Below are 14,023 nucleotides of genomic sequence, written 5' to 3'. Positions count from 1 at the left end.
CAGGACAGGGCGAACATTTTACCCGAAATATAGCACCGTTGAATCGTAGCCCGCCAGTAAAACCTTGATGCGCAGGGAAGGAGCCAGCAGCCGGGCCGCTTCCCGGGCCCGAGTGCAGACCAGCTCCATGAGGGCGGGGTCGTTGCCCGACGCCTCCAGCACCTGCCGGGCCGTGTTGGCGCCCACAACGAGCGGCGCCAGATGCGAGGCGGCAGGGGTGGCGTCAATCCATTCGGCCAGCAGCCGCAGGTCCAGCTCGGAGGAGGAAACATGGGTCTGCTCGTGGCCGCAGGCGATCTTCAGGAGCTTGGCGAACTGCCCCGCGAGAACCGCCTCCTCCACCCCCTTGCGCACACAGGCCCGGAGCGCGTATCCCACATGATCCCCCATCATCACATAGGCCTCTTCCGGCAAGGGTTTCCCGGCCAGGGCCCCCTGGGCCACCAGCTCGCTCGTCCGGCCGGTGGAGAGGACCAGGGTCCGGCAGCCACAGGCCAGGGCCACGTCGATGGCGGCGTCGAGGGTGTCGGTCCAGGCCTTGGCCGAGATGGGCCGGACGATGCCGGTGGTGCCGAGGATGGAGAGCCCCCCCACGATGCCCAGGCGGGCATTGAGGGTCTTTTGCGCCAGTTCTTCGCCATTGGGGATGGAAACGGTGACCGTGAGGATATGGGGAAGGCAGGCCACCGAGAACTCGGCCTTGACCGCCTCGGTGATCATGCGCATGGGCACGGGGTTGATGGCAGGCTCACCCACCGGCACGGCAAGCCCCGGCTTGGTCATCGTCCCCACCCCGCGGCCGCCGGTGACAAAGACCATGGTCCGGGCGCCGGGCCGGTTGAGGGGCTCACGCCGGACGGTAACGTGGATTTCGGCGCCGTTGGTCACGTCCGGGTCGTCGCCGGCATCCTTCACCACGTGGCAGGTGGCCCAGGTTTCGGTAAACTCCTGGCCGTGGAGGCGAAAGGCCACCCGCTCTCCCCGGGGGAGGACGATCTCGGCCTCGTCCGCCAGTTCCTGGCGCCGGAGCATCCGGGCCGCTCCGGCAGCAGCGGCAGCGGCGCAGGCACCGGTGGTGTAGCCGTGGCGAAGCTCCCGGCCGGACACGGCCACTCTACCCCAGGACCGCCGGCAGGGGAGCGCCCGACGCCAGCATGGCCAGGGCCCGCTCCCGCAGCTCGCCCTTGCCCAGCTCTTCCTTGCCCACCACTTCCTCCACGTCGATCCGCACGATAGCGGTGATGGCCAGCTTTTCCTCCGGGTAGGAACCCCAGGTGCCGCCGGGCTGGTATTTGCGCATGAGAGCGTCCAAGGCCAGCACCTTCTCGGCCGGCTCCTCAACCAGCCGCGCCCTGCCCCGCATGATCACGCTGCGGTAGAGATACTCGGCCCGACAGGGGGTCTCCGTCGTTCCCTGCACATAGGCGATGGGCAGGTCCACCTCAAAGCAGACCCGGTCCTCGTGGCGGATATCGTCGAGCTTCTCCCCTTCCAGGGCGCAGTGGAAATAGATCCGTCCCTCGTGCCAGGCAAAGTTGAGGGGCTTGATCCGGGGCCAGCCGTCGGCGCCCAGGGTGCCGAGCCGCCCCACGTGACAGGTGTCGAGCATCTGGCGGATGACGCCGAAATCGGTGATTCGCTTGTTGGCTTTGCGCATTACCCCTCCAGAGCCAGGATGAGCAGGGCGTTCACCACCGCCGCCGCCACGTTGGACCCCCCCTTGCGCCCCCGGTTGGTGATGAAGGGGACTTCCGGGACCTCATGCTCCAGGGCCAGGAGCGCCTCCTTGCTCTCGGCGGCCCCAACGAACCCCACCGGCAAGCCCACCACCAGGTCGGGGCGCAGACCCTCCTCCCGCACCAGGCGGATCAGATCGAAGAGGGCCGTGGGTGCGTTGCCGATGACGAAGATGCCGTTGCCCCGGTCCGACGCCCCCGCACGCAGAGCCAGGATGGAGCGGGTGATCCCCTGCTCCCGGGCCCGGCGCGCCACGTCGGGGTCGGCCACGAAACAGGAGACGGAGATGCCGAATCGCTCCAGGCGAGGCTTGGCAATGCCCGACAGGGCCATGGTGGTGTCGGTGACGATGCCCCTTCCCGCCTTGAGCGCGGCCAGGGCGCGCGGCACGGCGTCGGGGGAGAAGGCCATGCTCCGGGCATAGTCGAAATCGGCGGAGGTATGGATGGCGCGGCGCACCACCGGCCACTGGTCCGGCCCCCAGGAGTGGGAGCCCGCTTCGGCATCGATGATCCGGAACGACTCGGCCTCGATCTCCTCGGGGCGGAGGTGGACCGACATCAGCGCCACCCCGTGGCGGCGAGGGCTTCGGCGATCCGGTCCGCCGCCACCTCGGCCAGCTTGCGGTGCACGCCCAGATGCCCTCCCATGGCGAACTCCACGGCAGGGTAACGGGTGCGGGCCTCGGCCATCTCCTCGGGGAGGTCCTCCTGCACGTGGGCACCCACGAAGAGGAAGTAGGGCATCAGCAGAACCCGCTCCGCGCCTTGGGCCACGCAGGCATCGATCCCCTGCTGGATGTTCGGCAGGTGCTGCTCCCGGAACGATACCTCCACGATCTCGAATCCGGTCATTTCCTTCACCATGACGGCAATCTCCCGCACGGCGCCGTTCGCCTCGGGGATGCGGCTGCCGTGGGCCATCAACAGTATAGCAGTCTTCATGTCAACTCCTTGTGGTTTCAATCAATTCCATGATGTCCCGCCGGGCCTCGCCGATGGTGAGAGGCGTGCGCCGGAACGGGACACCATCTTCGTGCTTCAGGCGGTGGATGAGCTCGGCTATGTGGGGAAGCCGCAGCTTGACGCTCTCCATCTCGGCCGGGGCGGTGAAGACCTCCTCGGGCGACCCGCCGCGAACGATCCGCCCCCGACTCAGGATGTGGAGCCGGTGGAGAAACAGGGGCACCAGATCGACGCTGTGGGTCGCCATGACGATGGTCACCCCCTCCTGCCGGTTGAGCCGCGTAAGCAGCTCCATCATCCGGTACTCCCCCATGGGATCGAGGCCGGCGGTGGGTTCGTCCATGAGGAGCACCTCATGCCCCATGGCCAGGAGCCCGGCGATGCAGGCGCGCTTTTTCTGGCCGTAGCTCAGGTGATGGATCTGCTTGGCCGCGACCCCCGCCAGGTCCACGGCATCCAGGGCCCGCTCCACCCGCGCCTTGACCTCGGCCTCGGCAAATCCCATGTTGCGGGGGCCGAAGGCCACATCCTCGAAGACCGTGTGGGCGAACAACTGATCGTCCGGGTTCTGGAACACGAGCCCGACCGTGCGGTAGATATCCTTCGGCTGGAGGCTCCGCACATCCCAGCCGTCCAAGAGCACGCTGCCGTCGTACTCCCTGATCAGCCCGTCCATGATCTTGAGCAGCGTCGTCTTGCCCGAGCCGTTGGAGCCGAGGATACCGCAAAACTCTCCCCGCGCCACCTGGAAACGGATATCCGACAGGGCCACGGTGCCGTCGGGGTAGGCATAGGTCCTCAGGTCCACTGAAAACCTCACTGCATCCCCCAGAGGGTTCCCATGGCCACCACGAAGAGGGCGGACAGAACCACCTCGGCCGGCCGGAACGGACGGTGCCTGAACAGCGGCAGGTTCCCGTCGTACCCTCGCTGGACCATCGCGGTGGTAATGGTCTGGCTGTTGTCGAAGGCCTTGAGAACCAGGGCGCCGGCCAGGGTGCCGAAGGAGCGCATCCCCCGGCGCAGCCCGCTGTAGCCCAGGCGATTCCGCTGGGCCGCGTGGATCACCTGGGCGTCGTCCAAGAGCAGGAACAGGTAGCGCCAGGCGAACAGCGCCACCTCGATGAAGCTGCGCGGCACCCTCAGCCATGCCAGGGCAGCCATCAGGTCGGTGAACGAGGTGGAGAAGCCGACCGCCGATACAACCGACACGGCGGCGGCAATGCGGCCGGCGATGAGGAGCCCTTCCCGCAGCCCCTCCCGGTATGCGGTAAGCTCCAGCCAGGGCAACTGGAGCGTTAAAAGCGGCGTGCCGCCGCTGAAGAAGAGCTTGAGCAGGAGGACCACGACGGCGATGAAAGCCGGCTCCGCAAAGCGGAGCAGGATCAGGCGGAGCGGCACCCCCAGCGAGACGACGATCCCCAGGGAGAGGATCGCTGCCAGCAGCGGGAACAGACCGCCGGTACAGCTGATGACCATGACGAGCAGCGCCCCGGCCGTCAGGAGCTTGACCCGCGGGTCGAGCCGCGACAGGGGATGATCGGCCGGAGACGCGCTGAGGACGTGCTTCATTCGGCAATTCCCTCCGCCGCCATGTAGTCGCGGAGCCGGGTGGCATGATCGCGGTCGTCGTTGTTCAACGTCTGAAACACCTTGAGGGTCCAGGAGGGAGCCCGGCTTTCCATGGCCCGCTGGTAGTGGAGCTCGCCCGCCGACTCCTCAAGGACGAGGGCGGTCCGAAAGGCCTCCTCCCGGCTGGGAGGGGTCTGTTCGTAACGGTCGAACAGGCTTTCCAGCTCCCGGTTCTTCTCCACCAGGGGTTCGAGGGATTCGGGCAGGAGCTCCCGGGGGAACCTCCCCTCGGGCAGGAAAAGACGGCGACCGTTTCGCAGGAGGTTCGCGTGATTCTCCTCCTCGATGGAGAGCGCCTGCCAGAACTCGCCGTCATCGGGGAAAAGGTCCTGGAACAGGGCGTAGAGCCGGGATGCGTTGAGCTCCAGCGCGATCGCCTCGTTCACGAGCCGCACCAGCTCTTCGATCTCGCGGTCAGTGCCCTGGACCCAGGAGGTTTCAAGTATTGTCATCGTACGTTCTCCGTTCCGCCACCAGCATACGCCAGAAATAGCCCGCCGCAAAGCCCCCGACCGTGCCGGCCAGCAGAAAAACGAAGAGAAGCAGGTCACCCTGGTCGGTATTGATGAGAGGGGCCCGCGGTTCGCGGCCGTGTTCCGCGGCAACCTTTTCCACCACGGTCTCGTCAACGCCCGGCCATTTTTCCGATGCCCGCGACGGTCCCGCCACAAGGAGCGAGGCGAGCAGGCAGAACAGCGCCAGCATGACCACGGTTGCCCGGCGGGGACCGGCCCCCGAGCCACCGGCATCGACCACCCCCATTTTCGCCAGCAGATCGGGGCGCTTGCGGTGGAGCAGGACCACCATGCCGGCGGTCATGGCCCCTTCCAGCACGCCGAGGGGGAGCTGGGTCGGAACAAAGGCGGCAACGACCTTGAAAAACAGCGGGTAAAACGGCTCACTCCCGCGCACGCCCGAGGCCAGCTCCAGGGCAGTGGTCAGGTAGGTGGCCCAGTCGGCCAGCAACCCCGCGACAAAGGCGGCCACCGCAAGACCCGCGCCCAGCCGGCGCATCCCCCGGAAGACGAACCAGCCGGCAAAGGAGCCCGCCACCCCCATGGACACCACGTCGGCGCCGAGGGTCGAAATCCCGCCGTGGGCCAGGAAGAGGGCCTGGATGAGGAGCGCCACCGTGGTGATGACCACGCTGACCAGAGGTCCCACCAGGATCGCGGCGATCCCCGTGCCGCAGGGATGGGAGCAGGTGCCGGCGGTGGGCACCGGGATCGGCATGCAGGAGATGATGAAGACCACCGCCGCCATGAGTCCCACCAGGGGCTTGAAGGAGAGATCGTGGCGGGACAGGTCGTTCACCCGCCGTATGCCCAGGGCCAGGAAGGGGGCCGCCACGGCGAACCAGAGCGCCGCCCACCCCAGGGGGAGGATCCCCTCCGAGATGTGCATGGCGTGGGCGGGACCGGCCAGCAGCGTTGCGCCAAGGATTGCCGAACCGGCAGCATACAAGGTAATGCGTTTCATTGCGTGCTCCTTATGAAGTCATGTTCCGTCGCCGTTCTTGCCCTCGCGTGCCGGAACAACCTCATAGCCGCAGTGGATATGCTCTGCTCCCCATACAACCTCCCTTCCCCTCGGTCGGAGTGTGTTGTCGCCTTCCAGCCAGGTCTCCTGGCTCGGGGATCATCCCGTCTGCCGCGCCTTCCCGTCCCTTCGGACAGTGGCATCAATGCGGCAGCGGTCCCCCCTCACAGTTGCGGGGCAGCACCGGTATTGCACCGGTTTCCCTTACGCCGGAAGGATGCTTCTTCAGATTGAAACTGCCTGCGCTCTACACCTTGTCCCCCCGCAGATCGCCGGCAAACAGCCTGCCTGCCCCCCGGGAGGCGCAGAAGTCGCCGCACATGGTACAGGTGGCCTCGTCCTCGGGGGTGCGGCTGGCCCGGATCGCCCGGGCGTCCTCCGGATAGAGGGCCAGCTCGAACTGCCTCTGCCAGTCCAGGTCGCGACGGGCCTTGCTCATCTCCCGATCCCGCTCGCGCCCCTTGTCGGGGTACTTGTTCATGTCGCCGATGTAGGCGGCGACCCGGGCCGCCTTTACCCCCTGGCGGACGTCCTCTTCGTTGGGAAGGGCCAGGTGCTCGGCCGGGGTGATGTAGCAGATCAGGTCGGCGCCAAAGCGGCTCGACTGGGCCGCGCCAATGGCGGCGGTGATGTGGTCGAAGCCGGGAGCCACATCGGTGGAGATGGGCCCGAGCATGTAGTAGGGTGCGCCGCCGCTCATCCGCTTCTGGAGCTGGATGTTCCCCTCCACCTCGTCCAGGGGGACGTGGCCCGGCCCCTCCACCAGCATCTGGCAGCCCATCTCGCGCCCCATCTCCGCCAGTTCGCAGTTGATCAGCAGCTCCTGGATCTGGGCCCGGTCCGATGAGTCGTGGATGGCGCCGGCCCGCAGGCCGTTGCCCAGGGAAAGGACCGTGTCGTATTTCTTCAGGATGCCGATCACCCGGTCAAATTGCTCGTAGAGGGGATTCTCGCGGCCGTTGGCCATCATCCAGCCCACCATGCTCACCCCTCCTTTGGAGACCAGGCCGCCATAGCGGTACCCCTGGCGACGGAGCCGCTCGATGGTGTAGAGGTTGATGCCGCAGTGGACCGCCATGAAGGCCATGCCGTCGGCGCACTGGCGCTCGATCAGGTCGAAGAGCATCTCCGGGTCGAGCCGGTTGGGGTCGCCGTATGTCCTCGCCGCCTCGCAGAAGGCTTGGTAGAGCGGGACGTTCCCCACCGGCAGGTCCACGGCCGCGATGACCTCGCGCCTGACCCGGTCCAGGTCGCCGCCCACGGACAGCTCCATGAGGGTATCGGCGCCGGACTCCCGGGCGGCCCGGGCCTTGCGCACCTCGGCCTCGTAGTCGACGATGTCCGAGGAGGTGCCGATGGAGGCATTCACCTTGGTCCGCAGTCCCTTGCCGATGCCGACCGCCTTTGGTGCGCGCACGTGGTTCCAGGGGATGACGACCTTCCCCTCGGCCACCATCAGGCGGACATACTCGGGGGAGACGTGCTCCTCCACGGCCACGGCCGCCATCTGGGGGGTAATGATGCCCTCGCGGGCCTGTTCGATCTGGGTTTTCACGCACTGCTCCTTGTGGCGTATGATCTGCAGCGTGCCACGAACGACGCGGCCAGTTCCGGGTTGCTCCCGAAGTGGAGGTGGAGGTAGGAGGCAAGACAGTTGCGGTAACGGTATCCTTCCATTCCCAGGTCAACCGGGCCCCGGCGGACCCGGTAGGCACGCTCCACGTCGGCGGGCATCTCTTCCATCTCCGAGTAGTGGAACTCGTGCCCCCGGGCCAGGGTGCCGGCGGGGCCGATGATGGTATCCGCCGCCAGTTCAACCTCGCGATAGCCGAGGGCCTTGCGGCGGGGAAGCATCCGGGTGGTCACCGGGAATATCCCCACGAACTCGTGGAGCGACTCCGGCGTCCCGGCGCCGTCCACCACCCCGCGCGTCAGGTAGATGAAACCGCCGCACTCGGCATAGACCGGCATCCCCCCGTTCACGGCCCGGGCCAGGGACTCCTTCATCCCGGCGTTGGCCGCCAGGGCATCGGCAAAGACCTCGGGGTAGCCGCCCGGCAGGTAGACCCCGGCCACGTCGTCCGGCAGGCGTTCGTCCCGCAGGGGAGAGAAGGTGACGATCTCGGCGCCGGCGCGGCGCAGCAGACAGAGGTTGTCCTCGTAGACGAAGCAAAAGGCCTCGTCCCGGGCAACCGCCAGCCGCACCGGTCCCGCCGGGGTCCGGCAGGGAATCGGCTCCGCGCGGGGCACGGGCGCGTCCAGGGGGTTGGCCGCCCCCCAGAGCAGCCCCAGGTCCACCCGGTCGCGGATCACTTCCACCAGGTGATCCAGGAACTCGTCCGACAGGGGATGCTCCTCAGCCGTGAAAAGCCCCAGGTGGCGCGCGGGGATGTGCAGCCCGTCGTCCCGGGGGATGCAGCCGAACACCTTCAGCTCCGGCAGGGCCTGGGCCATCGCCTCACGGAGGATGCGCTCGTGGCTGTCGCCAGCCACGTTATTGAAGATGACCCCGACCACCCGCACCGAGGGGTCGAATTCGGCGAAACCCTTGAGGATGGCGGCGGCGCTGCGGGCCAGTCCCCGGGCGTCCACCACCAGAACCACCGGCGCGCCGGTCAGCCGGGCCACCTGGGCCGTGCTCCCCTCGTCGGCGGTCCCGCCGAACCCGTCGAAGAGTCCCATGACTCCCTCGATGATGGCCATGTCGGCGTTGAGGGCGTGGTGGGCAAAGGATGCCCGGACAAACTCGGGGGGACAGATCCAGCCGTCCAGGTTGGCCGAGGGGAGGCCCGTCACCAGCCGGTGGTAGCCCGGGTCGATGAAGTCGGGGCCCACCTTGAAGGGCGCCACGGTAAGGCCGCGCCGCCGGAAGCACTCCATGATGCCCACGGTGATGGTTGTCTTGCCGGAGCCGCTGTGCGGGGCGGCGATAACGATCGATTTCATGGTTTACCCGTTCACCAGCTTCACCACTGCACGGCCGTCCTCGAAGTAGTCGATGATGTTCATGCAGCAGTAGGTCTGCTCTATGGAAAAGAGGTTGGCCAGGGGCGCGCCGATGGCCTCCAGGAGAATGATCCGATTCACGCCGCCGTGGGCCACCACCAGGACGTCTTCCCCCCGATGCCGCTCCACGATGGCATTGACCGCGGGCATGACCCGGGCCCGGACGTCCAGCAGGTTCTCCCCCCCCGGCACCCGGTAGCCTTCCAGGTCGTTGAGCCGCGCCTGCCAATGGTGGGGATAGCGGTCCTGGAGCTCCTGCCAGCTCTTCGCCTCCCATTCGCCCATGCAGATTTCCCGCAGTTCCGGGTGGCGCTGCGGCTGAACGTTCAGGTGGGCGGCCAGGGACTCGGCCCCCCAGACGCAGCGGGTAAGGTCGCTGGTATAGCAGGCGGCGATCCGAACCCCGTCGAACCGCTTGCGGAGCTCCAGATACTGGGCCTTGCCCCGCTCGGAGAGGCCCACGTCGTTGTGTCCGTTGTAGCGGGGGACGCCGGCCCCCTCCACTTCGCCGTGACGGATGAGATAGATGCGTGTTTTGCGTGTCATGTTCCGTTCCTGAGAGGGAAATATCCCTGTTGTTCGTAGTCGGGCAGCCTCACGGCATGCCCCTGTTTCATATTCCTGCGCGGGTGCTCCTGGGAAGGAATCACGGGGAGCATGGAAGGAACGCACCCGTACGGGACTGTCAGATCCGCTGCAAAGCCAGGATGGCCAGCAGGCAGAGGATCTCGTTCAGTTCGCTGGCACAGCCGATGACATCACCGGTGACCCCGCCGAGATGCCGGTGGAACCACCACCGGAACCCGCCGGTGAAGAGAACGGACGCGGCGAGTAGGGCCATGCCCGGCGGGCCAAGCAGCACCCAGGCTGCAACGGCCATGATCGTGCCGGCCGCCACCAGGTGGAACACCCCGGCTCCGGCGATGAAGGCGGCGCCGAGGCCGTCCTGCCGGGCGCGGTTGGCGCCCACGGTCATCTGCACCTGGGCGTAGCGGGCCACGGCGGGAAAAAGCAAGAGCGCCTGACGCTTCAAGTCGTCCGGCACCGCCAGGAGAGCCTGGTACTTGAGCGCCAGCCCGAGCACGAGCCCCACCACCCCCACGGCACCCACCCGGGAATCCTTCATGACTGCCAGGAAACGCTCCCTGCCGCCACGGGCCGCCAGCCCGTCGCAGACATCGGCCAGGCCGTCCAGGTGCAGCGCGCCGGTTACCCCGGCCAGCAGCGCCACCAGCAAAAGATCGCTGACCGACCGCGGCAACACCGCCGCCAGGAGCATGTCGGCCCCGGCCAGCAGTGCTCCCAGGGTGAGCCCCGCCAGGGGGAAGAAGGCCATGGAGCGTCCCAGGGCACGTTCGTCCCAGCGCAGCCGGAACGGCAGCGGGACAACGGTCAGGAACTGAAGGGCAATGAAATAGAGTCTCAATAGTCCCCTTCCGCTACACCCGCTTCCTCGAAGGTGGCCATTTCCGTCAAAATCCTGACCCCAGCTTCGATGAGTCCCATGGCCAGGGCACCGCCGGTCCCCTCGCCGAGGCGCATCTGGAGGTCCAGGATCGGTGCGGCGCCGATGCGGTCGAGCATGGCCCGGTGCCCCACTTCCACCGACTGGTGGGCCGCAAAGAGGTAATCCCGCACATGGGGATTGAGCTCGCAGGCCACCAGAGCCCCGGCCGTGGAGATGAAGCCGTCCACCACCACGGGCAGCCGGTTTGCGGCGCAGCCGAGGATCAGGCCGGCGATGCCGGCGATCTCCAGTCCTCCGACTTTTGCCAGCACATCGATGGGATCTTTCGGATCGGGTTGGTTCAGGGCCAGCCCCGCCTCGATGACCCGGACCTTGTTGGCAAGGGCCCCATCGCCGATGCCGGTCCCCCGGTGGGTCACCGCCGGGACCGGCAGCCCCGAGAACGCGGCGATGATGGCAGCCGACGGCGTGGTATTGCCGATGCCCATCTCGCCGGTGCCGACCAGGGCGACCCCCTCCTGCTTAGCCTCGTTCGCCAAGCCGATCCCCACCTCCAGGGCAGCCACCGCCTCCTCCCGGGTCATGGCCGGGCCCTGGGCGAAATTGCGGGTGCCCCGGGCAACCTTCCGGACGATGAGGCCGGGGGTGTCGCCGAAATCGTGATCGACCCCGATGTCGACCACCCGCACCTGGGCTCCCACGTGGCGGGCGAGCACGTTGATCCCTGCACCGCCCTTCAGGAAGTTGTAGACCATCTGGGGGGTCACTTCCCGGGGAAAGGCCGACACGCCCTCGTCGGTCACGCCATGATCGCCGGCAAAGGTGAAGACCACCTTCTTCTCCGTATCGGGCGCAAGGCTGCCGGTGATGGCCGCCATACGCCGGGCGAACTCCTCCAGTCGTCCCAGGGAGCCGACGGGCTTGGTTTTGTTGTCGAGCCGCGCCTGGGCCTGGGCCATGAGTTCGGCATCTACGGGACATATTTTTGACAGGGCTTCGGTCAGCAGCGTCATGCAGTACCTCGTCTTTCAGGATTGTCTTTCAGGATTCATTTGAGGCGCAGCGGGAGTCCGCTGAACGTCACGTAGACTTCGTCGGCCGCGGCGGCGATCCGCTCGTTGGCCTCGCCGGCCAGGTCACGGAACTGCCGCGCCAGCCGGTTCTCCGGCACGATCCCCATGCCCACCTCGTTGGATACGATGATGAGCGGGGTCCGGAGGGAAGGGAATGTCCGCGTCAATGTTTCGACTTCATCGAGCACACGGGCTGGATCGTCCAGGGAAAAGAGGAGATTGGAGAGCCAGAGGGTGACGCAATCCACGAGAACCGCGGCAAACCGGCCGTCCTGGGCCGCCAGGGCCTCGGCCAGGGCCAGGGGTTCTTCGATGGTGGTCCAGGCATCGCCGCGGCGCGCCCGGTGCCGGGCGATCCGTTCGGCCATTTCCCCGTCGCCGGCAGAGCCGGTGGCCAGGTAGCCGAGGGGAGCACCCAACCGGGCCGCCAGTTCCTCGGCCAAGCGGCTTTTGCCGCTGCGGGCGCCGCCCGTTATGAAAATGATCTGTGCCATGAATGAAAAACCCCGCCTCCTGACAAGGGGGCGGGGCTCGAATACCGTGGCTGAATTGACGATGGCTTCGGCACCTCTTCCTCGGAGGCCGCTGCTCATGCGTTCGGGCAGGTTTCCTGGCTCACGGATCAATTTACTCGCCGCGCCTTCCCGGAAGAAGACGTATTTCACGCCTTCACATCAACAAGGACTCCAGTGGCATTGCTGCGGCTTTCATCACCGTTCACAGTTGCGGGACAGCAAGGGATTCTCACCCTTTTCCCTTTTACCTTCCACCGTGGGAGTGGAAGCACCTGAACGCTTGAAATATTCGATTGTTCAAAGACTTGTAGCAGAGCGGGCTGTAAAAGTCAACGCCCTTGGCGACCGGTCATTCCGGAGCGCCCTCCTCTGCCTGCGGGTGTTCTTCGGCCATGATCGCCTCGATCCGCGCCCAGATGGCGTCGCGTCCCTCGCGGGAAAGGGCGGAGAAGAAAGCCGTCTCGTCCGGGGCCAGGCCGAGAGTCCGGCTGATCAGGGCCGCCTGCTTGGCCCGCTCGTTCTTCGAGACCTTGTCGCACTTGGTGATGACCACCAGCACCGGGATGTCGTAGGCCCGCAGCCACTGGAGCATGAGCCGGTCCTCCTCGGCCGGCGTCCGGCGGACATCCACGATCAGCACCACGCAGGCGAGGCAGGAGCGTCCCGCAAGGTAGGTCTCGACCATGGGGCCCCACTGCTTTTTCACCTCCGGCGGGACACGGGCGAACCCGTAGCCCGGAAGGTCAACCAGCATCAGGCCGCCATTCACCCGAAAGAAGTTGATGAGCTGGGTGCGCCCCGGCGTGGAACTGGTCCGGACCAGGCTCTTGCGGTTCACGAGCACGTTGATGAGTGACGATTTTCCGACATTGGATCGCCCCACAAAGGCGATCTCGGGAAGGTCGCCGGGCGGGTAGTGCTCAGGCCTCGTGCCGCTCGTGACAAATTCCGCGCTCGTGATATTCACCATGGATCCCCCTGAAATGCTGGCTGCCCGTGCGACAATAGCACCTCGGCCCTCCCAATGCAATCAGTGGCGACAACCGGTCGCACGTCACACTTTAGGCAAGAAAATTGCATGTTATTCTGAACATTTGTCGTCCGCAGCTGCTTACCCCGAACAGGTGCCCCATGAACAAGGAACTGGAAACCCTCATTCTCTCCGCCGTGGACCTGCCGACCATCCCGCTCGTCGCCACCAAGGTCATCGAAATGATCGAGCAGGAGGACGTGACGATCGAGAAGATCGCCCAGGCGGTCTCAGCCGATCCAGCCGTAGCCGCACGCATCCTCAAACTCTCCAACTCGGCCTACTATGGCTGTCAGCGCCAGATCAACACCCTGTCCGGAGCAATCATGCTCCTTGGGTTCAGGACCCTGAAAAGCCTGGTGGTGGCCGCGTCCCTCAAGCAGATATGCAAACGCTTCGGCCTGACGGAGAAAATGCTCTGGGAACATGCCGTGGGCGCCGCCATCGCCGCACGGATCATCAGCGCCAACGGCAAGTTCGTCAACGAAGAGACGGCGTTTCTGGCCGGGCTGTTCCACGACATCGGCAAGACCATCATGAACGACCTGGATCCTTCGAAATACCAGCAGGTAATGATGCGCTGCTACAATGAGGGGCTGCCGTTCGAGGGCGTGGAGCGGAGCATCTACTCCTTTTCCCATGCCGAGGTGGGAGCACTCGTCATCCGCAAGTGGAACTTCCCGGAGACCCTTTCCGCGGCGGTCATGCACCACCACGACTTTCCCAACCCAGGGCTGTCGGACCAGTACGAGCTTTTTCTGACCGCCACCACCTGCCTGGCAGACAAGTTCTGCAAGAAACTCGGCATCGGCGAGCGCCACCCGGACGACGAGCTCGATCTGGGAAAAACGCCGGAGGCGCATCTACTCGGCTACACGCCCGAGGCTCTCCAGCGTGACGTGACACTGTTCGCCCAGACTTACGAGGAGAACAAGAATTTTTTCATCAGCGACTGAGCGCTGCCGCGGGCAGGGGCATACCAGACACAAGAAGACGCGCGGCTCTCTGCCGCGCGTCTCTGTGTTTCAGTCAACACCCGATTATCGCGGCACCCAGCC

General features: G+C 66.2%; 16 protein-coding genes and 2 riboswitches. Of the genes, 1 reads left to right on the top strand and 15 read right to left on the bottom strand.

Features of this window, described 5'->3' with window-relative positions; translation table 11 throughout:
• Positions 1-18: 18 nt before the first annotated feature.
• The 15 genes from AC6CDK_RS03970 to yihA all read right to left on the bottom strand — a co-directional run bounded on the left by AC6CDK_RS03970 (position 19) and on the right by yihA (position 12,905).
• Complete coding sequence (locus AC6CDK_RS03970; RefSeq protein ID WP_192905384.1) at positions 19-1,107, bottom strand: cobalt-precorrin-5B (C(1))-methyltransferase; 1,089 nt, start codon at positions 1,105-1,107, stop codon at positions 19-21.
• A gap of 7 nt (positions 1,108-1,114) precedes the next feature.
• On the bottom strand, positions 1,115-1,657 hold the full coding sequence (locus AC6CDK_RS03965; protein WP_192905352.1) for a pyridoxamine 5'-phosphate oxidase family protein: 543 nt from the start codon (positions 1,655-1,657) through the stop codon (positions 1,115-1,117).
• On the bottom strand, positions 1,657-2,298 hold the full coding sequence (locus AC6CDK_RS03960) for a precorrin-8X methylmutase (RefSeq protein ID WP_192905353.1): 642 nt from the start codon (positions 2,296-2,298) through the stop codon (positions 1,657-1,659). Before AC6CDK_RS03960 ends, AC6CDK_RS03965 begins: the two co-directional genes overlap by 1 nt.
• Positions 2,298-2,681 carry a sirohydrochlorin chelatase gene (locus AC6CDK_RS03955; RefSeq protein WP_039646717.1) on the bottom strand — a complete coding sequence of 128 codons (384 nt, stop codon included), beginning with the start codon at positions 2,679-2,681 and terminating at the stop codon, positions 2,298-2,300. Before AC6CDK_RS03955 ends, AC6CDK_RS03960 begins: the two co-directional genes overlap by 1 nt.
• A gap of 1 nt (position 2,682) precedes the next feature.
• On the bottom strand, positions 2,683-3,522 hold the full coding sequence (locus tag AC6CDK_RS03950) for an energy-coupling factor ABC transporter ATP-binding protein (RefSeq protein WP_192905354.1): 840 nt from the start codon (positions 3,520-3,522) through the stop codon (positions 2,683-2,685).
• Positions 3,519-4,274 carry a cobalt ECF transporter T component CbiQ gene (gene cbiQ / locus AC6CDK_RS03945; RefSeq protein WP_039646720.1) on the bottom strand — a complete coding sequence of 252 codons (756 nt, stop codon included), beginning with the start codon at positions 4,272-4,274 and terminating at the stop codon, positions 3,519-3,521. Before cbiQ ends, AC6CDK_RS03950 begins: the two co-directional genes overlap by 4 nt.
• Positions 4,271-4,786, bottom strand: coding sequence for a hypothetical protein (locus AC6CDK_RS03940; RefSeq protein WP_039646724.1), 516 nt, complete (start codon positions 4,784-4,786; stop codon positions 4,271-4,273). The genes cbiQ and AC6CDK_RS03940 overlap by 4 nt, the downstream gene beginning before the upstream one ends.
• Positions 4,773-5,813 carry an energy-coupling factor ABC transporter permease gene (locus AC6CDK_RS03935; RefSeq protein ID WP_192905355.1) on the bottom strand — a complete coding sequence of 347 codons (1,041 nt, stop codon included), beginning with the start codon at positions 5,811-5,813 and terminating at the stop codon, positions 4,773-4,775. The genes AC6CDK_RS03940 and AC6CDK_RS03935 overlap by 14 nt, the downstream gene beginning before the upstream one ends.
• Positions 5,814-5,932: 119 nt before the next feature.
• A riboswitch (cobalamin riboswitch) is annotated at positions 5,933-6,102 on the bottom strand.
• An 18-nt stretch (positions 6,103-6,120) separates the two neighbouring features.
• Complete coding sequence (gene thiC, locus AC6CDK_RS03930) at positions 6,121-7,428, bottom strand: phosphomethylpyrimidine synthase ThiC (protein ID WP_192905356.1); 1,308 nt, start codon at positions 7,426-7,428, stop codon at positions 6,121-6,123.
• Positions 7,425-8,819, bottom strand: coding sequence for a cobyrinic acid a,c-diamide synthase CobB (locus AC6CDK_RS03925; protein ID WP_192905357.1), 1,395 nt, complete (start codon positions 8,817-8,819; stop codon positions 7,425-7,427). The genes thiC and AC6CDK_RS03925 overlap by 4 nt, the downstream gene beginning before the upstream one ends.
• 3 nt (positions 8,820-8,822) lie before the next feature.
• Entirely contained in the window at positions 8,823-9,425 is a 603-nt protein-coding gene (gene cobC / locus AC6CDK_RS03920) for an alpha-ribazole phosphatase (protein WP_039646735.1), read from the bottom strand.
• Between the two features lie 139 nt (positions 9,426-9,564).
• Complete coding sequence (gene cobS / locus AC6CDK_RS03915) at positions 9,565-10,305, bottom strand: adenosylcobinamide-GDP ribazoletransferase (protein ID WP_039646737.1); 741 nt, start codon at positions 10,303-10,305, stop codon at positions 9,565-9,567.
• Positions 10,302-11,360 (bottom strand): nicotinate-nucleotide--dimethylbenzimidazole phosphoribosyltransferase, encoded by a 1,059-nt coding sequence (cobT, locus tag AC6CDK_RS03910; RefSeq protein WP_192905358.1) that lies wholly within the window; start codon positions 11,358-11,360, stop codon positions 10,302-10,304. Before cobT ends, cobS begins: the two co-directional genes overlap by 4 nt.
• 35 nt (positions 11,361-11,395) lie before the next feature.
• Positions 11,396-11,914, bottom strand: coding sequence for a bifunctional adenosylcobinamide kinase/adenosylcobinamide-phosphate guanylyltransferase (gene cobU, locus AC6CDK_RS03905; protein ID WP_066358413.1), 519 nt, complete (start codon positions 11,912-11,914; stop codon positions 11,396-11,398).
• A gap of 89 nt (positions 11,915-12,003) precedes the next feature.
• A riboswitch (cobalamin riboswitch) is annotated at positions 12,004-12,226 on the bottom strand.
• A gap of 58 nt (positions 12,227-12,284) precedes the next feature.
• On the bottom strand, positions 12,285-12,905 hold the full coding sequence (gene yihA / locus AC6CDK_RS03900) for a ribosome biogenesis GTP-binding protein YihA/YsxC (RefSeq protein ID WP_039646740.1): 621 nt from the start codon (positions 12,903-12,905) through the stop codon (positions 12,285-12,287).
• Positions 12,906-13,066: 161 nt separating this feature from the next.
• Between yihA and AC6CDK_RS03895 the strand changes: the two genes are divergently transcribed.
• Entirely contained in the window at positions 13,067-13,921 is an 855-nt protein-coding gene (locus AC6CDK_RS03895; protein WP_039646742.1) for an HDOD domain-containing protein, read from the top strand.
• Positions 13,922-14,023 lie beyond the last annotated feature (102 nt).

This window comes from Geobacter sp. PheSNFMC (assembly GCF_059620965.1).
This window is presented reverse-complemented; position numbering and strand designations above follow the sequence as displayed.

Excerpts from the sequence above, each read along its gene's own strand:
- AC6CDK_RS03925 (WP_192905357.1), bottom strand. The coding sequence starts at position 8,819 with ATGAAATCGATCGTTATCGCCGCCCCGCACAGCGGCTCCGGCAAGACA.
- AC6CDK_RS03965 (WP_192905352.1), bottom strand. The coding sequence starts at position 1,657 with ATGCGCAAAGCCAACAAGCGAATCACCGATTTCGGCGTCATCCGCCAG.
- AC6CDK_RS03955 (WP_039646717.1), bottom strand. The coding sequence starts at position 2,681 with ATGAAGACTGCTATACTGTTGATGGCCCACGGCAGCCGCATCCCCGAG.
- cobU (WP_066358413.1), bottom strand. The coding sequence starts at position 11,914 with ATGGCACAGATCATTTTCATAACGGGCGGCGCCCGCAGCGGCAAAAGC.
- yihA (WP_039646740.1), bottom strand. The coding sequence starts at position 12,905 with ATGGTGAATATCACGAGCGCGGAATTTGTCACGAGCGGCACGAGGCCT.
- AC6CDK_RS03895 (WP_039646742.1), top strand. The coding sequence starts at position 13,067 with ATGAACAAGGAACTGGAAACCCTCATTCTCTCCGCCGTGGACCTGCCG.
- AC6CDK_RS03960 (WP_192905353.1), bottom strand. The coding sequence starts at position 2,298 with ATGTCGGTCCACCTCCGCCCCGAGGAGATCGAGGCCGAGTCGTTCCGG.
- cobC (WP_039646735.1), bottom strand. The coding sequence starts at position 9,425 with ATGACACGCAAAACACGCATCTATCTCATCCGTCACGGCGAAGTGGAG.
- AC6CDK_RS03940 (WP_039646724.1), bottom strand. The coding sequence starts at position 4,786 with ATGACAATACTTGAAACCTCCTGGGTCCAGGGCACTGACCGCGAGATC.
- cobT (WP_192905358.1), bottom strand. The coding sequence starts at position 11,360 with ATGACGCTGCTGACCGAAGCCCTGTCAAAAATATGTCCCGTAGATGCC.
- cbiQ (WP_039646720.1), bottom strand. The coding sequence starts at position 4,274 with ATGAAGCACGTCCTCAGCGCGTCTCCGGCCGATCATCCCCTGTCGCGG.
- AC6CDK_RS03935 (WP_192905355.1), bottom strand. The coding sequence starts at position 5,813 with ATGAAACGCATTACCTTGTATGCTGCCGGTTCGGCAATCCTTGGCGCA.